26 protein-coding genes are annotated in these 22,812 nt (G+C 68.5%); 7 read left to right on the forward strand and 19 right to left on the reverse strand.

Features of this window, described 5'->3' with window-relative positions:
• Positions 1–36 precede the first annotated feature (36 nt).
• The 5 genes from AACL56_RS15845 to AACL56_RS15865 are packed head-to-tail and all read left to right on the forward strand — an operon-like array spanning position 37 to position 4,902.
• Positions 37–702, forward strand: a complete 666-nt coding sequence (locus AACL56_RS15845) for an amino acid ABC transporter permease (protein ID WP_339090760.1) — start codon at positions 37–39, stop codon at positions 700–702.
• Positions 702–1,361, forward strand: coding sequence for an amino acid ABC transporter permease (locus AACL56_RS15850; protein WP_339090761.1), 660 nt, complete (start codon positions 702–704; stop codon positions 1,359–1,361). The genes AACL56_RS15845 and AACL56_RS15850 overlap by 1 nt, the downstream gene beginning before the upstream one ends.
• Positions 1,361–2,128, forward strand: coding sequence for an amino acid ABC transporter ATP-binding protein (locus AACL56_RS15855; protein ID WP_339090762.1), 768 nt, complete (start codon positions 1,361–1,363; stop codon positions 2,126–2,128). The genes AACL56_RS15850 and AACL56_RS15855 overlap by 1 nt, the downstream gene beginning before the upstream one ends.
• A gap of 48 nt (positions 2,129–2,176) precedes the next feature.
• The gene (gene manD / locus AACL56_RS15860; RefSeq protein WP_339090763.1) at positions 2,177–3,388 is read left to right on the forward strand and encodes a D-mannonate dehydratase ManD; all 1,212 of its coding nucleotides are present in this window, start codon (positions 2,177–2,179) and stop codon (positions 3,386–3,388) included.
• 11 nt (positions 3,389–3,399) lie between these two features.
• Positions 3,400–4,902, forward strand: coding sequence for a mannitol dehydrogenase family protein (locus tag AACL56_RS15865; RefSeq protein WP_339090764.1), 1,503 nt, complete (start codon positions 3,400–3,402; stop codon positions 4,900–4,902).
• A gap of 19 nt (positions 4,903–4,921) precedes the next feature.
• Here the strand turns inward: AACL56_RS15865 and AACL56_RS15870 are convergent, their stop codons facing one another.
• The 5 genes from AACL56_RS15870 to AACL56_RS15890 form a co-directional block, all read right to left on the reverse strand.
• On the reverse strand, positions 4,922–5,317 hold the full coding sequence (locus tag AACL56_RS15870; protein WP_339090765.1) for a hypothetical protein: 396 nt from the start codon (positions 5,315–5,317) through the stop codon (positions 4,922–4,924).
• Positions 5,314–6,774: a DUF1501 domain-containing protein gene (locus AACL56_RS15875; protein ID WP_339090766.1), complete on the reverse strand. Its 1,461-nt coding sequence runs from the start codon at positions 6,772–6,774 to the stop codon at positions 5,314–5,316. Before AACL56_RS15875 ends, AACL56_RS15870 begins: the two co-directional genes overlap by 4 nt.
• 28 nt (positions 6,775–6,802) lie before the next feature.
• Positions 6,803–8,413, reverse strand: a complete 1,611-nt coding sequence (locus AACL56_RS15880; RefSeq protein WP_339090767.1) for a DUF1800 domain-containing protein — start codon at positions 8,411–8,413, stop codon at positions 6,803–6,805.
• A 383-nt stretch (positions 8,414–8,796) separates the two neighbouring features.
• Positions 8,797–9,174 (reverse strand): hypothetical protein, encoded by a 378-nt coding sequence (locus AACL56_RS15885; RefSeq protein WP_339090768.1) that lies wholly within the window; start codon positions 9,172–9,174, stop codon positions 8,797–8,799.
• A gap of 35 nt (positions 9,175–9,209) precedes the next feature.
• Entirely contained in the window at positions 9,210–10,157 is a 948-nt protein-coding gene (locus AACL56_RS15890) for an adenylate/guanylate cyclase domain-containing protein (protein WP_339090769.1), read from the reverse strand.
• A 350-nt stretch (positions 10,158–10,507) separates the two neighbouring features.
• Here AACL56_RS15890 and AACL56_RS15895 point away from each other — a divergent pair, with 350 nt between their 5' ends.
• Complete coding sequence (locus AACL56_RS15895) at positions 10,508–10,843, forward strand: hypothetical protein (RefSeq protein WP_339090770.1); 336 nt, start codon at positions 10,508–10,510, stop codon at positions 10,841–10,843.
• Positions 10,844–10,921: 78 nt separating this feature from the next.
• Here the strand turns inward: AACL56_RS15895 and AACL56_RS15900 are convergent, their stop codons facing one another.
• The 8 genes from AACL56_RS15900 to AACL56_RS15935 all read right to left on the reverse strand — a co-directional run bounded on the left by AACL56_RS15900 (position 10,922) and on the right by AACL56_RS15935 (position 17,406).
• Positions 10,922–11,902, reverse strand: coding sequence for an LD-carboxypeptidase (locus tag AACL56_RS15900; protein ID WP_339090771.1), 981 nt, complete (start codon positions 11,900–11,902; stop codon positions 10,922–10,924).
• The gene (gene tadA, locus AACL56_RS15905; protein WP_339090772.1) at positions 11,899–13,035 is read right to left on the reverse strand and encodes a tRNA adenosine(34) deaminase TadA; all 1,137 of its coding nucleotides are present in this window, start codon (positions 13,033–13,035) and stop codon (positions 11,899–11,901) included. The genes AACL56_RS15900 and tadA overlap by 4 nt, the downstream gene beginning before the upstream one ends.
• Positions 13,025–13,264, reverse strand: coding sequence for a hypothetical protein (locus AACL56_RS15910; protein WP_339090774.1), 240 nt, complete (start codon positions 13,262–13,264; stop codon positions 13,025–13,027). Before AACL56_RS15910 ends, tadA begins: the two co-directional genes overlap by 11 nt.
• Position 13,265: 1 nt before the next feature.
• Positions 13,266–13,910, reverse strand: a complete 645-nt coding sequence (locus tag AACL56_RS15915; protein ID WP_339090775.1) for an FMN-binding negative transcriptional regulator — start codon at positions 13,908–13,910, stop codon at positions 13,266–13,268.
• A gap of 42 nt (positions 13,911–13,952) precedes the next feature.
• Positions 13,953–14,651 (reverse strand): ankyrin repeat domain-containing protein, encoded by a 699-nt coding sequence (locus tag AACL56_RS15920; protein ID WP_339090776.1) that lies wholly within the window; start codon positions 14,649–14,651, stop codon positions 13,953–13,955.
• On the reverse strand, positions 14,651–15,151 hold the full coding sequence (locus tag AACL56_RS15925) for a GlcG/HbpS family heme-binding protein (protein ID WP_339090777.1): 501 nt from the start codon (positions 15,149–15,151) through the stop codon (positions 14,651–14,653). Before AACL56_RS15925 ends, AACL56_RS15920 begins: the two co-directional genes overlap by 1 nt.
• Before the next feature lie 117 nt (positions 15,152–15,268).
• On the reverse strand, positions 15,269–15,907 hold the full coding sequence (locus AACL56_RS15930) for a response regulator transcription factor (RefSeq protein WP_339090778.1): 639 nt from the start codon (positions 15,905–15,907) through the stop codon (positions 15,269–15,271).
• On the reverse strand, positions 15,907–17,406 hold the full coding sequence (locus AACL56_RS15935) for a sensor histidine kinase (RefSeq protein WP_339090779.1): 1,500 nt from the start codon (positions 17,404–17,406) through the stop codon (positions 15,907–15,909). Before AACL56_RS15935 ends, AACL56_RS15930 begins: the two co-directional genes overlap by 1 nt.
• A gap of 62 nt (positions 17,407–17,468) precedes the next feature.
• On the opposite strand from AACL56_RS15935, the gene AACL56_RS15940 reads away from it, so the two are divergent.
• Positions 17,469–18,560: a DUF72 domain-containing protein gene (locus AACL56_RS15940; RefSeq protein WP_339090780.1), complete on the forward strand. Its 1,092-nt coding sequence runs from the start codon at positions 17,469–17,471 to the stop codon at positions 18,558–18,560.
• A gap of 116 nt (positions 18,561–18,676) precedes the next feature.
• Here the strand turns inward: AACL56_RS15940 and AACL56_RS15945 are convergent, their stop codons facing one another.
• The 6 genes from AACL56_RS15945 to AACL56_RS15970 all read right to left on the reverse strand — a co-directional run bounded on the left by AACL56_RS15945 (position 18,677) and on the right by AACL56_RS15970 (position 22,808).
• Positions 18,677–19,171 (reverse strand): RidA family protein, encoded by a 495-nt coding sequence (locus AACL56_RS15945; protein ID WP_339090781.1) that lies wholly within the window; start codon positions 19,169–19,171, stop codon positions 18,677–18,679.
• Positions 19,172–19,265: 94 nt separating this feature from the next.
• Positions 19,266–19,586 (reverse strand): non-heme iron oxygenase ferredoxin subunit, encoded by a 321-nt coding sequence (locus tag AACL56_RS15950; protein ID WP_339090782.1) that lies wholly within the window; start codon positions 19,584–19,586, stop codon positions 19,266–19,268.
• 24 nt (positions 19,587–19,610) lie between these two features.
• Entirely contained in the window at positions 19,611–20,576 is a 966-nt protein-coding gene (locus AACL56_RS15955; RefSeq protein ID WP_339090784.1) for a Bug family tripartite tricarboxylate transporter substrate binding protein, read from the reverse strand.
• Complete coding sequence (locus AACL56_RS15960; RefSeq protein WP_339090785.1) at positions 20,573–20,950, reverse strand: chorismate mutase; 378 nt, start codon at positions 20,948–20,950, stop codon at positions 20,573–20,575. Before AACL56_RS15960 ends, AACL56_RS15955 begins: the two co-directional genes overlap by 4 nt.
• 116 nt (positions 20,951–21,066) lie before the next feature.
• The gene (locus AACL56_RS15965) at positions 21,067–21,549 is read right to left on the reverse strand and encodes an aromatic-ring-hydroxylating dioxygenase subunit beta (RefSeq protein ID WP_339090786.1); all 483 of its coding nucleotides are present in this window, start codon (positions 21,547–21,549) and stop codon (positions 21,067–21,069) included.
• 2 nt (positions 21,550–21,551) lie between these two features.
• Entirely contained in the window at positions 21,552–22,808 is a 1,257-nt protein-coding gene (locus tag AACL56_RS15970; protein WP_339090787.1) for an aromatic ring-hydroxylating dioxygenase subunit alpha, read from the reverse strand.
• Positions 22,809–22,812 lie beyond the last annotated feature (4 nt).

The raw sequence follows: 22,812 nt of genomic DNA on the forward strand, positions 1-22,812 counted from the left end.
CCGGAATGCACTGAATTCGCCGATCTCACGGGTTCCATGGATCTCGACTTTTCTCCCCTGCTCGACAGCTGGCAGTACCTGCTCGGCGGGCTGGGCATCACGCTGCTGCTGTCGGTGCTCACCGCCATCGGCTCGCTGGTGCTCGGCACCGCGCTGGGCCTGGGCCGCGTCTACGGCGCGGCCTGGCTGCGCATACCGATCGTGTTCTACATCGACACCCAGCGCGCCATCCCGGTGCTGGTGATCCTGGTGTGGTTCTACTTCGCGGTGCCGATCCTCACGGGCATCAGCTTCCACCCGTTCTGGGCCGCGCTGATGGCGCTCACGCTGCACATCGCCGCCTACGTGGCGGAGATCGTTCGCGCGGGCATCGAGTCGATCCGGCCCGGCCAGATCCGCGCGGCGCTGGCGCTGGGCATGTCGCGCGCACAGATCGTGCGCAAGGTGGTGCTGCCGCAGGCGCTGGTGCGCATGCTGCCGGCCTTCGGCTCGATCCTCTCGATCACCATCAAGGACACGGCCATCGCCACCGTCATTGCGGTACCCGAGCTCATGAAGCGCGCCGAGACCATCGCGGGCCAGAGCTACCGGCCGATCGAGGTGTTCACGGTGGTGATGGTCATCTACTTCATCATCCTGTTCCCCGGAACACGGCTGATCGATGCGCTGTACAAGCGCGTCGCACACCTGGGGAGGTCGTGATGGGACTGGACTGGAGCATTGTCTGGGACCACCGCTTCGACCTGCTGCACGGCGCCGGGCTGACCGTGCTGCTCACGGTGCTGACCATGCTGGTGGCGGTGCCCGCGGGCATCGTGCTGGCGCTCATGCGGCTGTCGAACAGCAAGGTGCTTGCGGGCGCGAGCCAGGCGTTCGTGGAGTTCTTCCGCAACCTGCCGCTGATCCTGGTCGTGTACTGGGCGTTCTATGTGATGCCGGTGTTCCTGCACATCGAGTTCTCGGCCTTCACCACGGGGCTCGTGGCGCTGTGCCTGAACGTGTCGGCCTACAACGCCGAGACCTTCCGCGCCGGCATCAACTCGATCCGCAAGGGACAGACGGAGGCCGCCATCGCGGTCGGCATGAGCCGCTGGCAAGCCATGAAGAAGGTGGTGATCCCGCAGGCCTGGCGGCGCGTGCTGCCAGTGCTGGCGAGCACCTGGGTGTCGCTGTTCAAGGACACCTCGCTGGTGTCGGTGATCGCGGTGGGCGAACTTGCGCACGTGGCGCTGCAGATCCGCTCTTCGAGCTTCCGCGTGCTGGAGATGCTCACGGCCATGGCCATCATCTACTGGCTCATGGGCTACCCGCAGGCCAAGCTGGTCGACTGGATACAGAAGAAATTCGAGGTCAAGGAATGATGAACGGCGAACGAAAGTCGGCGGGCCAGGCGCCGGTCGTGGTGTACGACAACGTGCGCAAGCTGTACGGCAGCTTCGTCGCGCTGGACGGCGTGACGGTGCAGGTCAACAAGGGCGAGGTGATGTGCCTCATCGGGCCGTCGGGCTCGGGCAAGTCGACCCTGCTTCGCTGCACCAATGCGCTGGAGAGCATCGACGGCGGACGCGTGCTGATCGATGGCGTGCCGCTGCCCACCGACGAGCGCGAGGCGCGCAAGGTGCGCCAGCGCATGGGCATGGTGTTCCAGAACTTCGAACTGTTTCCGCACAAGAACGCACTGGACAACGTGGCCATCGGCCCGGTCACCGTGCTGGGCATGAGCGAGGCGCAGGCGCGCGAACGCGCCATGAAGCTGCTCGAGAAGGTCGGCCTGGCCGCCAAGGCGCACAACTTTCCGAGCGGGCTGTCGGGCGGCCAGCAGCAGCGCGTGGCGATCGCGCGCGCGCTGGCCATGGAGCCCGAGGTAATGCTGTTCGACGAGCCCACGTCGGCGCTCGACCCCGAGACCATCGGCGAAGTGCTCAACGTGATGAAGAAGCTGGCCGACGAAGGCATGACCATGGTCGTGGTCACGCACGAGATGGCATTCGCCCGCAGCGTGGCCGACTGGGTCGTGGTGTTCGACCACGGCAAGGTGGTCGAGCAGGGGCCGCCCGGGCAGATCTTCGAGGCCCCCACGGCCGAGCGCACGCGCGACTTCCTGGGCCATCTCGGCTGGCACGGCTGAGCCTCGCCAGCCGCGCCCCTCTCCTCTCCCCACACAACGGCACACACCATGAAAATCACCAATGCCCGCGTCATCGTCTGCAGCCCGGGCCGCAACTTCGTCACGCTGAAGATCGAGACCGACGAAGGCCTGACCGGCATCGGCGACGCCACCCTCAACGGCCGTGAACTGGCCGTGGCGGCGTACCTGACCGAACACGTCATTCCCTGCCTGATCGGGCGCGACGCGCACCAGATCGAGGACATCTGGCAATACCTCTACAAGGGTGCCTACTGGCGCCGCGGCCCGGTCACCATGACGGCCATTGCCGCGGTGGACACCGCGCTGTGGGACATCAAGGCCAAGGCCGCGAACATGCCGCTGTACCAGCTTCTGGGCGGCAAGAGCCGCACCGGCGTGATGGTGTACGGCCACGCCAACGGCCGCGACATCGAGCAGACAGTGGACGAAGTGCTGCGCTACAAGGAAGAAGGCTACCTGGCGATCCGCGCACAGAGCGGCGTGCCCGGCCTGGAGAAGGTCTACGGCGTGGGACGCGGAACCATGTTCTACGAGCCGGCCGACGCCGACCTGCCGAGCGAGCACGACTGGTCGACCGCCAAGTACCTGGAGCACACGCCCAGGCTGTTCGACGCGGTGCGCAGCGCGGTCGGCCCCGACATCCACCTGCTGCACGACGTGCACCACCGCCTCACGCCCATCGAGGCGGGCCGCCTGGGCAAGTCGCTCGAGCCCTTCAACCTCTTCTGGATGGAAGACGCCACGCCCGCCGAGAACCAGGAGGCCTTCAAACTCATCCGCCAGCACACCACCACGCCGCTGGCGGTTGGCGAGATCTTCAACAGCATCTGGGACTGCAAGGACCTGATCGAGAACCAGCTGATCGATTTCATCCGCACCACGGTGGTCCATGCGGGCGGCATCACGCAGCTGCGCCGCATCGCCGACCTGGCCTCGCTCTACCAGGTGCGCACCGGCTGCCACGGCGCGACCGACCTGTCGCCGGCCTGCATGGGCGCGGCGCTGCACTTCGACATGTGGGTGCCCAACTTCGGCATCCAGGAGTACATGCGCCATACCGACGAGACCGACGCCGTGTTTCCGCACGCGTACAGCTTCACGAACGGCATGCTGCACCCCGGCGAGGCGCCGGGCCATGGCGTGGACATCGACGAGAAGCTGGCCGCGAAGTACCCGTACCAGCGCGCCTACCTGCCGGTGAATCGCCTGCAGCACGACGGCACGCTCTGGAACTGGTGAGCGCGCGAATCATGGAGCCCCTGAACCCCGACGCCCTGCCCCGCCTGCCCGCCGACGTGGCACGGCCGCGCTACGGGCGCGACGCGCTGCGTGCCGGCATCGTCCACCTCGGCGTGGGTGCGTTCCACCGTGCGCACATCGCGGTCGTCAACGAAGCCGCGCTGCATGCGGGCGGCGACCTGCACTGGGGCACGGTGGGCGTTTCGCTGCGCGCGGCCGACACGCGCGACGCACTGCAGCCGCAAGGCGGCCTCTACACGCTGGCGCTGCGCGATGCCGCGGAGGACGGCACGGCGCGCGAAGCGCTGCAGGTGGTGGGCAACCTGCTCGAGGTGCTGGTCGCGCCCGAGGACCCGCAGGCCGTGCTGGAACGCATCGCACACGCCGACACACGCATCGTGAGCCTCACCATCACCGAGAAAGGCTACCACCACGACCCGGCCACCGGCGCGCTTCGGCTCGACGCGGCCGACATCGCTCACGACCTCGCGCACCCGGAGACACCGCGCACCATGCCCGGCTTCGTGGTGCATGCGCTCGCCCTGCGCCGTGCCCGCGGCCTCGCGCCGGTCACGGTGATGTCCTGCGACAACCTGCCCGCCAACGGCGACACCACGCGCGGCATCGTGCTCGCCTTCGCTCGGCAGGTCGACGCCGGGCTGCGCGACTGGATCGAAGCGCATTGCACCTTCCCGAACTCGATGGTCGACCGCATCGTCCCGCGCACCACCGACGGCGACCGCGAACGCATCGCCGCGCGGCTCGGGATCGAGGACGCATGGCCGGTCATCGGCGAGCCGTTCCTCGAATGGGTGGTGGAAGACCGCTTCGCCAATGGCCGCCCCGACTGGACGGCGGGCGGCGCTCGTTTCGTGGCGCATGCGCAGCCCTACGAGAAGCTCAAGCTGCGCATGGTCAACGGCGCCCACTCGGCACTGGCCTACCTTGGCGCGATGGCTGGGCTGCGCACCGTGGACCGTGCCATGGCCGAGCCCGCGCTGCGCAGCTATATCGATGCGCTGATGCGCGAAGAGATCGCGCCAACGCTGCCGGCCATGCCGGGCCTGGACCTCGACAGCTACCGCGCGCGGCTCCTGCAACGCTTCTCGAACTCCGCGCTGCATCACCAGACGAAGCAGATCGCCATGGACGGTTCGCAGAAGCTGCCGCAGCGGCTGCTCGGCACGCTGCGCGACCGCCTGGCCGCGGGCCTGCCGATCGACCGGCTCGCGCTGGCGGTGGCAGCCTGGATGCACTACCTGCGCGGCACCGACGAGACCGGCGCGACGCACGACATCCAGGACCCTCTGGCGCCCGCGCTGGCCGAGCGGCTCGCGCAGGCGGGGGCGGCATCGGGCATGCAGGACCGCGTGGCCTTCTTCACCGGCTTTGCGCCGGTGTTCGGCGAACTCGGCAAAGAGCCGCGCTTCGTCGCGGCGGTGGCGCGCCACCTTTCCATGCTGGAGACGCAGGGCGTGCGCGCCGCGCTGGCCGCGACAACTGCCCCGGCCTGATCGACGTTCGGAGCGAAGCTCAGCGCTTCCTGCTTTTCTTCGAGTAGCTGCGCATGGCTTCGTAGCGGTACAGGCGGAAGCCGTCCTTCTGCACGAAGCTGATCGGCTCCCAGCCGCGCGCCAGCGCGCAGTCGGTGATCTGCGCCATCTGCACGCCCAGGTAGTCCTGCAGGCTGTCGGCCACCGCAAGCTCGAATTTCTTCAGTTCCCGGTCGAGCGACTCGATGGCGCCGATGGCGCCCTCGACGGTGCCGAACGGGCGCACGTTGGTCACCTCGCTGCTGCGCATCAGCGGTCGGGTCTCGCGGGGGTGCTCCCCGCCGAAGCTGACGCTGGCGCCACCCTCCATGCCGTTGAGGCTGCCCATGTCGGTCATGCCGCTCATGTTCACCATCATGCCGTTCATCTCGTTCATGCCATGAATCCCATGTTGCGCGGGTAGCTGATGCCGCTCGGCGCTGAGACGTTGTTGAAATTCTTCAGGTTGGGCAGGATGCCGTCGAGTTCGGCATCGGGCACGCCGAACCAGCGGGCCAGCGTGGCGGCGTACTGGTCGACCGAGGTGGTCGGCAGCAGGCGGCCCTGGCCGACGTGCCACTGGTCTTCATCGGCCGCGGTGCTGCCCACGCTCACTGGCGGCGCCGTGCCGTACAGGGCCTTGCCGTTCACCGCGCCACCGACCACGAAGTGGTGGCTGCCCCAGCCGTGGTCGGAGCCATTGCCGTTGCTCGACAGCGTGCGGCCGAAGTCCGACGCAGTGAAGGCGGTCACCTTGCCGTCGAGCGTCAGCAGTTCCATCTGCTGCTGGAACGCGGTCATGGCGTCGGACAGCCGCTGCATCAGGTCGCCCTGCCTGGTGTCGAGGTCGTCGTGCAGGTCGAAACCGCCCATCGACACGAAGAACACCTGGCGCTTCACGCCCAGTGCGTCGCGGCCACGGATCATGCGCGCGACCATCTTGAGCTGGTCTGCCAGGTTGTTGTTGGCCGGAAAGTTGGCGCCCAGGTCGTCGGGCTGGATGGCCGCGGTGACCGTGCCTTCGGCCAGGCTGGCGCGCTCGGTGACCTTGTTGTATTCGTTCTCCAGCGTATGGCTGCGGGGCTGCTGGGCCAGCTGCTGCATGGCCGCCTTGACGGCCGCGGAGCCATAGACATTGCCGGAGGCCTTGCTCACGCTGTTGATGCGCACCGCGCCGCGCGTGCCCACCTGGTACTGCTGGGCCACGTCGCCCGACAGGAACACCGCGTTGCCCGACACCGAGATGCAGGTGAAGAGCGAACCCTGCTGCTGGCCCGACAGCATCAGGTCGCCGAGGTTGCCACCCCAGCCGATGGTCGAGCCTTCAGGCGAGGACGACTGCCACACCGACTGCTGGTCGTTGTGCGAGAACAGCTTGGGCGGCACCGGGAAGTCCTTGCGGTTGCCGCTGTTGTACTGCGCGCGCGTGAGCGGCTTGACCAGCGGGCCCACGTTGAGCTGCACCGCCATCTTGCTGCGGCCGAACAGCGTGGCCAGCCCGGTCATCCGGGGATTCAGCGCGTACTTGCGGCCGTCGGCCAGCGGCACGGTGGGCACGAGCTCGGTCGCCGCGAGCGCGGCGTCGTACGGCAATGCAATGGCACCGCGGATGCCGGCGTACTTGCCGTAGCTGGCGGCGTCGAAGTTGACGAGGGTGTTGGCGTAGTCGTTGCCGCCGAACAGGAACACGCACACGAGCGCCTTGTAGTCCCCGCTGGGCGCGCCCTGCGCGGCGGCTTCGCCCATGGCGGCCAGATTGAGCGCGAATGGCGCTGCGGTGCCGGCCATCGCGAGGTGGCCTGCGCGGCGCAGGAAGGCGCGGCGGGTGTGTGCTGCGGGGTCGATGAGGTACATGGGCAGTTCGCTCCGGCTTGCTGTCTGCTTATTTCTGCACGAGGTATTCGGGCGAGCCCATCACCATCAGCACGGCGGCGTTGACCACCGCGAGGCGGCCGGTATCGCTGGTCGGGTTCGCCAGCGGCGGCTTCGACAGCGCATCCGTGATCAGCGCCACGGTGGCGGCCGACAGCTGGTTGCCGGCCAGCAGCAGGTTGAGCCGCCGCACCAGCGCACCCGGGTCGCCGGCCATGGCCTTCTCGTTCACGTAGCCCACCTTCACGTCGCCGCCATCGAAGCCGTTCGGCAGGATGCCCTGCACGAAGTTCAGGTAGCCGCCCACGCTGGTCTCGTTGACCAGCTGGAATTCGGGCGCGACCATCCTGTTGCTCGCGATGGCGGTGGCCGGCGGCACGTAGCCGGGGCGGAAGAAGTTGAACACCGAGGGCGAACGCAGCGGGCTCTGGCCGAGGCTCTGGCTCGGGTCGGAGGTGTTTCCGATCTTCCAGGTGTCCCTGGCCGACCCGATGCCGAAGCTGCGGCCCCACTGCACGAACCGCAGCATCGGCTCGCGCAGGCGGCCGAAGTGGGGATCGGACAGGCCTGCGGGCCCGCGCGCCTCGTCGTCGAGCAGCACGGCCGCGAACACGCTCTTCATGTCGCCTCGCACGCCCGTGCCGTTGTCCGCGAAGACGCCGGACACGCGCTGCACGTAGGCCGGGCTCGGGTTGCTGGTCACCAGCCGCTGGATCAGCTGGCGGCCGATGAAGGGCCCGACGTTCGGATGATTGAAGAGCGTGTCGAGCGCAATCTTCAGCGCATCGGGGCCCGCAGTGCCGTCCGGCACGGTGGCGCCGAGGAAGCGCGCCGCGAGCGTCGAATGGTTCCTCGCCGTGAGGGCCATGGGCCGGGTGGTCCACTCGTTGCTCTCGACGCCGGCACCCGCCGCGTTGCGTTCGGCGGTGCGGATGTCGAGGTCGTAACCGGTGAACACGCGCGCCAGGTTCGACACGTCGCCTTGCGCGTAGGTCTCGAGCGGCTGGCCGTCGGGGCCGGTCTTCACCGTGCCGTCCGCCTCGAGCTGGTACAGGCCGATGCTCATGAGCTGCATGACCTCGCGCGCATAGTTCTCGTCGGGCTGGCGGCCCGAGATGTCCTCCTTGCGATTGCCGCGGGTGTTCAGGTAGAAGCCCATCGCCGGATTGAGCGTGACGTCCTCCAGCAGCTGGCGGAAGTTGGCCGTGGTGCCGGTCACCAGCGTGTCCCAGTACTGGGCCATCATGGCGGTCGGCCAGCTCGAGCCGATGTCGGTCGACGACACCACGAAGATCTCGCTGAGCGCCAGCGCCATCCGCTTGCGCACCGGGTCGGCCGAGGTCATGAGCTGGCGCCAGATCATGGCGTCGGCATCGACCGCGCCGCGCGCGCGACCATTCACCCACTCCCAGGCGGAAGGTTCGCGCGGTGCCGAGAACTGTTCGGCGAGCCACGGCATGTAGCCCTTGGCGCGCACATCGGCGATGTCCTTGTCGGAGGCGGAAAGCTGGGCCTGCAGCAGGAAGCGCGCGGCTTCGTCGTCGGTGTCGGCCCGGGGGTAGTGGTACGGGCCGGTATCGGTGACCGGTCCGGAGCCGCCCGTGCCGCCGGGCGGGAACACGCCGCCCGCAAAGCCGCTGCCGCCGCCCCCGCCCTCCGCCGCACGCGGCCAGCGCCGCCGCGATGGAAAACACCGCCGCGGCCTTCGCCGGCCTCGAGACCCCGGGTCCATCCTCCCCGGCCAGGGCTGCGGCGTCTGCCTCGAACTGTTCCACCATGTTCCTCGCTCCTGCGGCGCTCTGACGCCGTTGTCGCGAGTCAAGGCAAGCTGCATGCCCTGCAGGCAATGTGCTGGAAATGACATGCAGGCATGGCCAGATTTGGACACATGACCACACAAATGTGAATTAATGTGACTTTTTCGTCACCTCCTGAAACAAAAATGGCATGCCAGCCGGCATGCCATTTCCAGGAAACCTGCGAGCCGCGCCAGGCGGCAGCGGCTCATTCGCCGTCTTCGTCCAGTTCTCTCGGCGTGCGGTACTGGAAGCCCGGACCGTAGTAGACGCGGCCGACTGGCGGCGTGTAAACCGGTGCCGGACGGTAATACACCGGCGGCGCGGGCCGATAGTAGACCGGCGGCGGCGCGCCGTAGTAGACAGGCTCGGGGTACGGATAGACGGGTGCTGGAGCGTATCCGCCATACGGCGCGTAGTAAGGCGCGGGATAGGCCCCCACGCCCAACCCCGGGGTGCCGATCTGCACCGACCAGTGGCCGCGTGCGCTCGCGGCGCCTGCGCCCAGGAGCGCGCAAGCTGCGACGACGCCCAGCGCCGACCGTGCCGCCCATCGGCGGGCGGATGAAGCTTTGTTCGAATTCATGGATCCTCCTTGGTATGGGCGGACGGGTGTCCGCATCAACGTGCGATCTCGCGCCGCGACAGCGTGACGTCGCCGGCGGTGGTGTTGAAGGCGATGGTCGGCGCGCTGAAATCGCTCAGCGGCGCGCCCAGGCCGATTTCGCCGCGGCCATGCAGCACGCACTCCTCGCGGCGCAAGGCAATCTCGGTGCTCGGGCCGCCGTTGCCATGAAAGCGCACCCAGGTGCCGTAGGTGCTGACATCGATCAGCACGCAACTGCCCTGGCGCAACTCGATGCGCGCATGCAGACGCGACACGCGGGGATCATTCACCACGAACTGCGCCTCGTCGACACGGCCGAGATGGATCGGCAACTGCTCGGTGCGGAACATCGAGCGCACGTCGAGCCACGCAAGTTCTATCTGCCCGAACGACGAGTCGGGCATGCGCAGCGGCGCGAGCGCGGCCGGCACGGTGAGGAAGGAAGTGACGTCCTCCTGCCAGTCGATGCGGTGCACCACCGACATTTCGCTGCGGCCGCGGATGTTGATCAGGCCCAGGTCGCGATGCTGCACCGAGCCGTCGCGCAACTGCTGGATGACGGTATCGGTCACCCAGATCTGGCCCGGGCCGGCGAGGTCGCTCAGCCGCGAAGCCAGGTTGACGGCATCGCCGTAGCAGTCGCCCTCTACCTCGACCACCTCGCCGCTGGCCACGCCGATCTGCAGCGCCATGCGAAGCGGCGCCGGCCACGCGAGCAGGCGTTTCTGGTGATAGCGCTGGAGTTCGATGACCGCGTGCGTGGCGGCAGCGCCGCTCGTGAACGTGGCGAACACGCCGTCGCCGAGCGACTTGACGACACGGCCGCCGTGCGCCTGGCACACGCCGCCGATCCATTGCGTCAGTCGCGTCACGGTTTCCGTCGCCCGTGCATTCCCCATGGCCTCGAAGACCCTGGTGCTCCCCGTCAAGTCCGCGAAAACGACTGTGGAATTGACACCCATATTCTTGTGATTCTTGATTTTTTTCAGACCGCCGGTTGTGAATGGTCAGGTTCCTTGCCGTGCCCTGCAAGCAATTTCCGGGACATCTGTCCAACGATGCGAAAAAGGAACGGATGGCACGCCAAGTTTGTTGACGTTTCATGTATACCGCGGCTTGCAAACAACGCGGCTACAACAGGGTCATTCGTTCGTATGTAGTACTTTGGAAAACAAAACTGGACGACATCCTGATGACAGTAAGTAAAGCGTGTTGTTTGAAAACAAGAAACACTGTTCCGGATCTTGTGCAATGGTTAACTGGGCCTTAAGGTAGCGGTCGTCTCCGCTTCCGGCAATACGCTTTTCGTCTCATGTTCTTCCGCCGCATTCTTCGTCTGCTGAACGTGCCAGGGTTCGGATCCCGTCACGCGGCAGAGAGCCAGCTGGGGCGCATCCGTACCGCCATGCTGTCGGTGCTCCAGGCCCATGGCGGTCATTCGGTCCAGCGTGTCAGCCAGCGCGTGCGCTTTGCCGCCGATGTGGAAGCCCTCTGGTACCTGCGCCAGGACGTGATGATGGCGCTGAGCGCCATCGACGGCGAAACCGCCGCGCGACGCCAGATGAAAACCATCAACAGCATGTTCAAGGGCGGCTTGCCCGGATCGATGAGTCCCCGCGCCCATCAACGCTTCACCAGCAACGGCTGAAGCCCGAGAGGTTTTCCACCCACAGCAGCGGCCCTTCAGGGCCGCTTCGTTTTTTGCGGCGCCTGCTCCGAGCACGCGTCAGTGGTCGTGGTGGTGATGATGATGGTGGTCATGGCCGTGGTGATCGTGGCCGCCGCCAGCTCCCGCGTGTCCCCAGACCAGGAAGACATCGCGCCCTTCGGCCGCCATGGCCACCTTCGCGCCCACCGGAAGCAGCACCTTCGTCGGCACATGGCCGAAAGGCAGGCCGGCCAGCACCGGCACCTTGAGCGACGCGCGCAGGCGATCGATCACCGTGTTCATGCCGAAGCCGCGGTCGTAGCCCGGCACGCTGCGCACGCCGGTGAACTGCCCGAACACGATGGCGCGCTGGCGCGCGAGCACGCCGGCCAGCTTCAGCTGGTCGAGCATGCGTTCGACGCGGTACGGATGTTCGTTGGTGTCCTCGATGAAGAGCACGCCCTTGTCCACGACAGGAAAGTACGGCGTGCCGAGCAGGCTGGTAAGCACGCACAGGTTGCCACCCCACAGCACCGCGTCCTGCACGGGCTTGAACTTCAGCTCGGCGTCGCGCGCCGGCATGCGCCAGCCAGTGCCCTCGCCCTGCCCCGTGACGAGGTCGTCGAAGCAGGCTTCCATGATGTCGTCGGGGCCGGCTTCGGCGCCGAAGTCTTCGCCGACCGCGGGCCCCGACCAGGTGACCGCGCCGGTCTTGGCGAGCAAAGCGTTCTGCAGCGCGGTGAAGTCGCTGCAGCCGACGAAGTGGGTGCCCTTGCCGATCGCCTTGGCGATGGCCTTGTAAGGCAGCGCGTCGAGGATGCGCGTGAGTCCGTAGCCGCCGCGCGAAATCAGCGCCACATCCGCGCCGCTCGCGGCAGCACGCGAGATCGCGGCGAGCCGCGTGGCGTCGTCGCCTGCAAAGCGCTGGTGCGCCGACAGGGCCGCATCGTCGACTTCGACTTCATGGCCCAGTGCCTTGAGCCGCTTCACGCCGCGGCGGAATGCGGCCTTGTCGCGAACGGCACTGGAGGGGGAATAGATGTAGATGTGTTTGGTCACGTGGTCGAGTATCCCATTGCGTTTCTGGCTTGCGCTGCAAGCGTGCGGGCCTGCTCGGCCGTCGGCCCCGACGAGGAAGCCAAGGGGCCGAGCGCGCGCAGCGCGGCTTCGTAGCCCCGGTCCGGAAATGGCGCGCGCCATGCGTCCCTTGCAAACTGCCCGCCGTCCGGCGCAGCCAGCGATGCGACGAAGCGGTGCGGCGCCGCAGCCTGCAACAGCGCGGCCAGCTCTGTCGCAGCCGCGCTGTGCACCAGCACCATCGGTCCGGCCTCAAGCCGCGCCAGCCATTCGAGCAGCACGTCGCGATGCCAGGCCAGCGTGTGCGGCGTCTCGCGCTTGGGCTTGTCGCTCCGGCCGAAGCCGATGAGGTCGGGTACCAGCGTGCGCAGTCCTGGCAGGCCCGCGAAATGCCGGAAGAAGTAGCCCCATTCGCCGGGCCCGTGCAGGCACAGGCAACAAGCGACGTTGTCTCCAGTGCCCTGCAGGTTCCCTGCGCCTTCGTCGATGTAGTGCATCCGCCAGCCGTTCAGGCTCGGCAGGTCCTGCACGTGGTGCGGCGCGAAGCCGCGGCCTTCGAGCCCTTCGAAGCGCCCGGCCGGCGTGCGCAATGCGTCGTCGCGCAAAGGCTCGGCCTGTGCCCGTGCGGCGCTGCGCCGCTGCTGAAAGAAGCTCTGCAACACCGCGGCGCATTCGTCGGCAAGCACGCCGCCCTGCACCTGCGTGCGATGGTTCAGCCGGGGCTCAGCGAACAGGTCGAGCACCGAACCGGCCGCGCCGGTCTTCGGATCGGCCGCACCGAACACGACGCGCGCGAGCCGCGAATGCAGCATCGCGCCCGAGCACATCGCGCAGGGCTCGAGCGTCACGAACAGCTCGCAGCCGTCGAGCCGGTAGTTGCCGACCGCGGACGCGCCCGCGCGCAGCGCGTTGATCTCCGCATGCGCGCTCGGGTCGTGCTGCGCGACCGGCGTGTTGCGGCCGGTGGCGACGAGCTGCCCGTCCTTGACGAGCACCGCGCCGACCGGCACCTCGCCGGCCTCGGCCGCCAGCCGCGCCTGGGCGAGCGCGAGCGCCATCCAGTGCGCGTCGTCAGGCGCATGCGAAGGTGTCGACTCGCCGGGCTCAGTTGTCATCGGGCATCTGGCGCGTCTTGGCGGCGGCATCGAGCGCGTCCTTGACCTGCTGCTGCACCTGCCTTGCCTGCTCGCGCTGGCTGACGGGCGCACTCGCAGGCGCACTCGCAGACGCATCGCCGGCAACAGGCGCGGCCGGAACCACTGCCATGGCCGTCATCTGCTTCTTCACCACCAGGCCGACGATCGCCAGCGCCAGCACGAGACCGACCAGTCCGAGCGCGCGCATCTCAGTGGCCCTCCGCCGCGGTGGCCTCGGCGGGCATGCCGAGACGCTCCATCCAAGCCGCGAGCGCACGCTCGTCCGGCGTGCCGGCGCCGTAGACCGCCCGCATGGCCGCATGCGACTCGCGACGATGCTGGTTGAGCTTGATCTTGCACTGCAGCGATGTCACGCGCAGCTCGAAGCCGACGATGCCGGCCAGCATCTTCAGCTGGAACTCCTCGCCGAGCTCTCGCCATTGCTGCGCATAGGCAGGCTCCTGCGTGGCGATGAGCTTCTTCAGCAGCGCGTCCTTCGCGCCCGGTTCCTCGACCAGCCGCGCCTCCACGGTGCAATGCACGGCGAGGTAGTTCCAGGTCGGCACGCGCGCCAGGTCCGGGTAGACCGAGGGCGACAGGTAGGCGTGCGGCCCCATGAAGGTGACGACCGCGCGCGGCCGCGCCTGCAAGTGGCGCCAGTGCGGATTGGGCTTGGCGCAGTGGCCCAGGAGCACGAGCGAGTCGTCCGGCCCGGACTCGGCCACCAGCGGCAGGTGCGTGATGAAAGGCAGGCCATCGTCGTCGTTCGAGACCAGGCTCGCGAACGGATGCGCGCGCATCAGGTCCAGCGCGATGGCCGGGTCCCTGGCGTTGAACTGCGGGGGCATGTACATGGGGCGGTGTCCTCGTGGGTCACCGATTGTCCCCGAGCCAGCCTATCTTGCGCGCGGCGTCTCCAGCAGCTTCACCATGGCCGTGTAGCCGCGCGCCTTCGCAAGCTGCAGCGGCGTGTTGCCCTGCCGGTCCGTCAGCTTCAGGCTGGCGCCGGCATCGACCAGCGCGGCCAGCGTGCGCTGGTGGCGCGGGCCGCCGTCGCCCAGCACGATCGACTCGATCACCGCGGTCCAGTGCAGGTTGTTGACGTGGTCCAGCGGCGCGCCAGCCGCGATCAGCCGGCGGACCACCTCGTCGTGCCCCAGATGCGCGGCAGCGATGAGCGCGGTGCCGTCGTAGCGGCTCGTGGTCTGCCCCGCGCTGGCGCCGAGCGACAGCAACAGCGACAGCGTGGCCGTGTCGTCGGCCACCGCCGCGATGGTGACCGCGTCGTATCGGTCGTCTTCCAGCAGGTCGAGCTGGGCGCCGGCCCTGGCCAGCAGCCGGATCGCCTCGCGCTGGCGCGCATGCGCGGCCATGTGCAGCGGCGTGCGGCCGCGCGGGTCGCGCGCATCGAGGTTCGCACCCGAGGCGATGAGCGCCTTCAGCTTCGGAAGATCGCCCTGCCATGCGGCCTGATGCAGCCCGTCGTAGGCCAGCACCTCGGCCGCGAGCGGCGGCACCTGGGCCAGCGCGCCGGCCGCCACGCCCAGCCCGAGCGCTGCCGCCAACATGCCTTGCCGGATGCCGCGCGCCAGCATCAGAGCAGGCCCTTGACCTTCTCGAGCGCGGCGTTGGCGCACTGCTCGTCGAGGTGGCCGCCGGGCGCGCCGCCCACGCCGACCGCGCCGATCACCTCATTGCCCGACTTCACCGGCACGCCGCCGCCCAGCAGGAGCATGCCCGGCAGGTACACCAGGTTCGCGCCGGCCGGGTTCTTCTGCGAACCTTCCATCATGGCCTGCGTGGGGCTCTTGGCCGATGCCGAGGTCCAGGCCTTGCGCTCGCTCGAGCCCAGCGTGTGCGGGCCGGCGTTGTCGGCGCGCTGCACGGCACGCACGGTGCCGGCGCGGTCGACCACCGTGGCCGCCACGTTGTAGCCGTTGGCGGCGCAGGCGGCCACGGCCTCGGCCGCGATCTGGTTGGCCAGCGCGAGCGACATGTTCTTCTCGGTGCGGACCGCGGGGGCCGGCGTCTGGGCCTGGGCCACGGAAGCAGCGAGCAGGACGGCGAGGCTGCCGAGGCGAAGGACGTTTTGCATTCTTGATGATCTCCAGTGGATTCGGGGTTTGCGCCGGCCCTTGCCGGCAGCTGCGCCACTGTAGAAAACAAGCCCGCCGACGGCCATTCGTACGGCTACGCGCGCGGCTCCGTAGAACTACGGAGCCGCATCCACCAGGACCGCATAGCGCCGGATCAGCTGCGCCAGCGATTCGCAGCCGAGCTTGGCGAACAGGTTGGCGCGGTGGGTCTCGACCGTGCGCGGCGACAGCGCGAGCGTGCGCGCGATCTCCTTGTTGGTCAGTCCCTGCACGATGAAGGCCAGTACCTCGCGCTCGCGCTCCGACAGCTGCGCCACGCGCTCGCGCGCGGCGTTGTCGGCCTGCGAGCGTTCGCGCGAACGCACATGCTGCCGCACGGCCTGCTGCAGCGCCTCGAGCAGTTGCTCGTCGTCGACCGGCTTCTCGAGGAACTCGGCCGCGCCCGCCTTGAAGGCCCGGCGGCACATGTCGACGGTGCCGTGGCCGGTGAGCATGACCACGGGCTGGTCGACGCCCTGCGCCACCAGCCGGTCGAGCACCGTGAGGCCGCTGATGCCGGGCATGCGCACGTCGAGCACGATGGCGCCGACGCTCGCGCGATCGAAGCTGTCGATGAAGACCTGCGGGTCGGCCCAGGCCTGCACGCGCAGGCCCACGGTGCCGATCAGCAGCGACAGTCCGTCGCGCACGGCCTGGTCGTCGTCGATCAGGTGGACCAGCGGAGACAGCGGCGGATGGGGTGCGGACGTATTCATTACGGGACCTGCTGCGCGGGCGCGACCAGCGGCAGCAGCAGCGTGAAGCGCGCGCCGCGCGGTGCGACGTTGGCCGCGCCCAGGCTGCCGCCCATGCCGCTGGCCAGCGTCTCGCTCAGGCTCAGGCCGAGGCCCAGGCCGCCTTCGCGCGTGCTGAAGAAGGGTTCGAAAAGACGCGGCAGCGCTTCGGGGGCGATGCCGCGGCCGTTGTCGGTCACGGTCAGCATGCCTTCCTGGCCATTGCGGCCGACGGAGACCACGAGGCGGCGCTCGGCGGGCGGCACCAGCTCGAGCGCCTGCACGGCGTTCATCAGCAGGTTGTGGACGATCTGCTCGAGCGCCACCGCCTCGGCCTGCACGCGCACCGGCGCCTGCGCCGCGGCGTCGAACTGCGTCGCGACCGTGTGCCTTGCGAACTCGGGCGCCAGCAGGTGCATGGCGCTGCGCACCACGTCCTGCAGCACCAGCGGCTTCAGGTCGCCGCCGGCTTCGGGCCGCTCGATGACGCGGCGCAGGCGCCCGACCACGCCGGCCGCGCGGCGTGCCTGTTCGACCGCCTGCCCCATGGCCTCGCGCGCGGTGCCGAGATCCGGCGGCTCGTCGTCGAGCAGGCGGCGGGCCGCCTGCGCGTTGGCCAGCACCGCGGTCAGCGGCTGGTTGAGCTCGTGCGCCAGCCCGGCCGACAGTTCGCCCAGCGCATTGAGCCGCGCCACCTGGCCCAGCCGCAGCAGCTCTTCGGCACGCCGCCGCGCGACGCGCTGGCGCTGCGCGGCCCACAACCCGGCCAGCAGCGCGGCCATGGCGGCGGCCCAGCCGGCGATGCCGCGCCACGGCAGTTCGCCCCACCCCACCTGCCGTTCGGCCACCAGATCGAAGGGCTGGCTCGGCGATGCCAGTGCCTTGGTCAGGTCGAAACGCCAGCCGCTCGAAGCCGGCACGCCCGGCTGCAACGACAGCTGCTGGCCATCGCGCTGCAGCCACAGCCGCACCGGGCTGCGTTGCGGGTTCATCGGCCAGTCGCGCCAGGGCACCGAACCGGCCAGGTCGATGTCGAGCGCGTAGCTGAACGGCGTGGCGCCGATCACCAGCACGTAGCGGCCCTTCGGCAGGTCGAGCAGTGCCAGCTCGGCGCGCTGCTGTTCGCGCGAACGCGCTTCTGCGGCGGCCAGTGCCTGCGCGGTCGCGCCGGGCAGCGCGCCGTCCTGCCAGGGCTGGTCGCGTTCGCGCCGCTGGACGCGCAGGATCGACGAATACACCGACGGCAGCCGCTGCTCCGGATGGTCCGCGCCGGTGCTGGGTTCGAGCAATGCGAGCGTGGCGAGCACCGCGTCGTACTGCACCATCTGCTGGCTCATGAGCCGGTGCACGATGCGCACGTCGGTCTCGAAGTCCTGGTGCATGTGCGCGAGCGCCGCGCGCGCGATCCACACGGCGCCCACGGCGGTGAGCGCCAGCCATGCCAGCCACCAGCCTCCCTGCGTGCGCAACCACTGTTTCATGGCGCGGATTGTGCCCGCCGCAGCGCAGCGCTCCGGTGTTGGACCAGAATGCGGCCCCAGACATGGCTGAAGTACAGGACTCCCTCTTTCCCGACCTCCCCGGCCTGACGCTGCCCGCGGCAGCGCCCGAGGCCGCAACGCCCAGGCCGGAAGCCGACGTGCCGCCGAAGAAGAAGCCCCGCGCCGGAACCGTCGAGCCGGCCCCCGCCGACCCGGCGCTCGCCGAGCTGGCCTCGGCGCTGCCGCCCCACCTGCGGCTGGGCACGTCGTCGTGGAGCTACCCCGGCTGGGCCGGCCTCGTGTGGGACGGCGAGTACTCGGAGAGCGTGCTGTCGAAGAACGGCCTCGGCGCACTCGCCAGGCATCCGCTGTTGCGCACCGTGAGCCTGGACCGCAACTTCTACCGTGCGCTCACCGCGAGCCAGTACGCGCGCTACGCATCCATGGTGCCGGGCGACTTCCGCTTCGTGGTGAAGGCACCCAGCCTCGTCACCGACGCCACGGTGCGCGACGAGAGCGGCCGCGGCACGCAAGCCAACCCGGTGTTCCTGAACAGCGAGATCGCGATCCAGGAGTTCGTGCAGCCCGCGCTCGAGGGGCTCGGCGACCGCATCGGCGCGCTGGTGTTCCAGTTGAGCCCCATTCCCGGCCACATCCTCACCGACCAGCCCGCGCTGATCGCGCGCATCGGCGGGATGCTCGAGGCGCTGCCCGGGCTGAAGCCCGCGGCGCCGAACGCGGTCATCGCCGTCGAGGTGCGCGACCCCGTGTTGCTGACCCCCGCGTTCGCCGCGATGCTGCGCAGCGTGGGCGCGACCTTCTGCATGGGCCTGCACGCGAAGATGCCTCCGATCGAAGACCAGCTGCCGATGCTGCGCGCACTGTGGCCAGGCCCGCTGGTGTGCCGATGGAATCTTCACCGCCGCCACGGACGCTTCGGCTACGAGGACGCCGAGAAGCTCTATGGCCCGTTCGACAAGATCGTCGACCCCGATCCAGAGACCCGCGCCGCGCTGGCGAAGGTGATCGTCGGCACCACGCACGCCGGCCAGCCGGCATACGTGACGGTGAGCAACAACGCCGAGGGCTGCGCACCGCTGACCATCGCCTCGCTCGCGCGGGACATCGTCGAGCTGCAACTGCGCGCGGGGTAGACGGCAGATCGCGTTCACGTCGCATGGCCGGGTCCTCCCACAGGTCCTTCGCGGCGTACCTGCACCGCACCGAACCTTCGCGCCGCCAGCAGGCCCGGCTGCAGGCCGCCTGAGGCTCAGGCCTTGTCGCCCTTGGCGGCGACGGTCATCTCCAGCTCCACGCTCGCGTTCTTGGGCAGCTGATAGACCCCGACTGCCGTGCGCACGTGGACGCCGGCATCGCCGAAGACGCGGTGCAGAAGATCGGACGCCGCGTCGGCCACTTCGCTCTGCTGCGTGAATTCGGCGGTGCACTGGATGAAGACGCCGACACGCAGCACCTTCTCCACGCCGTCGAGCGAACCGAGTTCGCGGCGCAGCAGCGTGAGGCAGCGAAGCGCGCAGATCTGCGCGCCCTCGCGCGCCTTCTCCAGCGAAACGGCCTCGCCCACGCGGCCGGTGACGACCACCGTCGTGCCCACGCGCGGCACCTGCCCGCTGGTGTAGAGCGTGCGGCCGTCGCGCACGATGGGCACGTAGTGCCCGCCGGCAATCATCTCGCCCGCGAAGCTGTGGCCCAGCTCGGAGGCAATCTGGTCGGCAATCTGGTCGCGGCTTTGGGCTGTCGTCATATCTGCTCCATGAAACGGAGCGCCATTGTCACCAGCCGCGTGCGTGGAAAACAGATACAGATCGCCCGTCGCCGATACGGAACAGTTCGCCGGCCTACGCCTCGAACGCCAGGAACACCCGCCCGCCCTCGATCTTCACCGGATAGCTGCGCAGGTCTTCCGTGAGCGGCGCGCACATCGCCTTGCCCGTGCGGACGTCGAAGCGTCCCTGGTGCAGCGGGCATTCGATCTCGTGGCCTTCCAGGAAGCCGTCGCACAGCCGCGCGTGGCCGTGCGTGCAGATGTTGTCGGTGGCGTGTATGCCGTCGTCGGTGCCGTACAGCGCAATGTCGCGCCCCTGCACCTCGATACCGACCACGTCGTCGGAGGGAACGTCGTCGACCGCGGCTGCGTCGACCCAGGTCATCGTGCTCATCGTTGTGTCCTTGCTCGGTGTGGTTCAGTCGGGCTTGATGCCGGCGCGCTCGATCACCGGCTTCCAGCGGCGCAGCTCCTCGCCCATGAACTTGCCCAGCGCCTCGGGTGTACTGCCCACAGGGTCGAAGTACGCGGTCTGCAGGCGCTTGACGGTCTCGGGCTCCTTGAGCGCGGCAGCAATCTCGCGGCTCATGCGCTGCACCACCTCCGGCGGCGTGCCCTTGGGCGCCATGTAGGCGAACCACGGCACGGCCTGGATGTCGGGCAGGCCCGATTCGCGCAGCGTCGGCAGTTCGGGCAGCAGCGCCGAGCGTTCGGCCGAGGTCACGGCGATCGCCTTGAGCCGGCCTGCCTTGGCCTGCGGCATCACCGTGACCGGCGGCAGGCAGGCGTACTGCACGTCGCCCTGGATGATGGCCGTGACCGCCTGCCCCGAAGACGCATACGGGATGTGCACCGCGAAGGAGTTGGTCTTGAGCTTGACCAGTTCCACGCCCAGGTGCGAGATGGAGCCGTTGCCCGTGGAGGCGAAGTTGAACTTGCCCGGGTTGCGCTTCATCGCGTCGAGCCAGCCCTTGACCGAATCGACGTTCATCGAATTCGACACCGCGCACACGTTGGGCGTGGTCGCCGCGAGCGACACCGGCACCAGGTCCTTGAACGGGTCGTACGGCAGGTTCCTGTAGAGGATGGTGTTGTAGACCAGCGGCGCGTTCACCGACAGCAGGAAGGTGTAGCCGTCGGGCTGCGCCTTCGAGACCTGGTCGGTGCCGGTATTGCCGCCCGCACCGGGCTTGTTGTCGACGATCAGCGGCTGCCCGATGCGCGCGGCCAGCTTGTCGTTGACGATGCGCGCGAGGATGTCGGGCGACGAGCCGGCTGCGAACGGCACCACGATGCGGATCGGACGCTGCGGCCATTCCTGCGCGTGGGCGGCCACGGCCATGGCCGTGGCGCTGAGGGCGATCGCGAGGCGAGCGAGCTTCATGCCTTCGCCTCCACGGCCACCATGCCCAGGTGGTCCTGCTGCTCGCGCGCAATGAAGCCCGCGATGAGCGCGCGGTAGGCAGCCTCGACCACCTCGGGGTAGGCGCCCTTCTCTCCGGCCAGCGCCTTCACCTTGTCGATCACCTCCTGCTGGCGCTGCGGCGCCGACACCTGGAAGGCATCCGCCTTGAAGCGTGCCGCGTCCTTCACGTAGCGGCCGCGCTCGGCCAGCAGCGCGACGATCTCGCGGTCGAGCCGGTCGATGTTCTCGCGAACCTCGCCGAGGTTCGCGCACAGCGGCACATAGGCCGGGTCGGTGAAGCGGCGCAGCGGCGCGCCGTGTGTCTCTGGTTCTTTTTGGATTTCGTCGTGCATGGTTGTCGGATCGGTTTTCATTCGGGAATACCGCGGAACCGGCTCTGCCGGGCCGCAGGTATTGCCCCCGGAAGGGGGAAGGAGGCCACACGAAGTGGGCAAGCCTGGGGTGAGCTCTATATCGGATAGATGATGGAGTTCGGGATCATTTCGCTGTCGAACACGCACAGGCGCGCGGCGAACTTCAGTCCTTCGGGCGTGGGCACGACCTTGTCGATGTAGCGCCCGACGTTGAACACGGTCGAGGGCCCGTCGAGCTTGGTGCGGAACACCGCGTAGTTGGCTTCGCTGTGGATCGCGCCGTCGTCGTCGACACGGTGCACCAGCGGCAGGCCCACCACATGGCGCTGGTAGTACGGGTCGTGGAACAGCGTCTCCTTGATGCCGTAGACACGGTCTTCCAGCATGCCCCGGCTCTCGAACGAGAGCGTGGCCAGCGGCAGGTTGCGCTCGTGGTTCTCGCGCGGCTGCAGCCGGTAGCTGCACTGCTCGGTGAAGAACGCGGGCCACAGCTCCCACTGGCCGGAATCGACCGCGTGCGCGTAGGCCGCGTACAAACGCGACAGTTCGAGGTAGGCGTCGGCGTCGAGGTTCTTCATGCTCATGCCTCCATCACCTCGCGCCAGTAGCGGTACATGCCGCGGATCAGCGTCTCGGTCACCATGTGGTCGGTGTTCTCGACCTCGCGCCCGCCCAGTTCGGCGAGCGTGCGGTGGAACGGCTTCTGCTCGAAGCCCTCCTGCGAGAACTCGATGACCTCGCCGTCGTCGGCCGAGACGAAGCCCGCCGGCCCGAACAGGTTGGCCTGGCGCAGGCGGCGCTGCGTCATCTCCTCGGTGTCGTCCTCGAAGCCGAAGTGCGTCCACACGAAATCGAAGGCGTCGTGGCCCACGGGCTGGATGTGGCGTGTCGAGACGCTGTTGACCTGCTGCTGCAGGATCAGGCTCGGGAACAGCGTCATCAGCACGGCCGTGGGGCCCTTCCACCAGTCTTCCTGGACGATGTCGAGGAAGCGCGGGTCCTTCAGCTGCATGCTTTCCTTGAAGCTCGACACCTGCGTGACCTGTGCCGCCTTGCCGCCGGTGCCGCGCGTGGAGATCATCGCGGCGTGGCGCCCGCGCGCGTCCATCTTGAGCTCCGACTTGTTGTCGGCGCGCCAGAGCCCGAAGGTGACGAACCAGGTGTGCAGCAGGCCCGGGTGGTACGGGTCCTTGATGTTCTCCTGCATCAGCTTCCAGTTGCCCGGAATGCGCTGGCGGTTGTAGCCGAGGATGGTGAGCTTGCGCCCGTCGAACAGACGGTCGAAGTAATGCAGGATGTCCGGCCCGAGGAAGTCTTCGAGCGACTCGACCTCATGGTCGAACGACGCGAACACCACGCCGCCGCGCGAGGCCACCTTCAGCTTGGTGAGGCTGTGCTCCTCGGTCTTGAAATCGGCCGGCATGCCGCCGTTGACCTTGCCGTCCTGCTTCACGCCGCGCCGGAACGGCACGCCCTGCAGGTCGCCCTTGAGCGTGTAGTTCCACTGGTGGTAGGGGCAGACGAACTCCTTGCGGTTGCCCTGGCGCTCGCGGCAGAACTGCATGCCGCGGTGCGCGCAGACGTTCTCGAACACGTGGATTGCGCCGTCCTCGTCGCGCGACATGACGACCGAGCGCTCGCCGATGGCGGTGCGCTTGAAGTCGCCCGGGTTCGGGATCTCCGCTTCGAGGCCGACGTAGCCCCAGTGCTTCTCGTAGAAGAAGCGCTGCAGTTCCTTCTTGTGCAGCGCCTCGTCGGTGTAGGCCATGAAGGGAATGCGGCTGCTCTTGTCGCTTTCCCATTTCAGCTCGATGGGGAACACGTCTTGCGTGGTCATCGCG

The organism is Variovorax paradoxus, from assembly GCF_902712855.1.
GTDB lineage: Bacteria > Pseudomonadota > Gammaproteobacteria > Burkholderiales > Burkholderiaceae_C > Variovorax > Variovorax paradoxus_Q.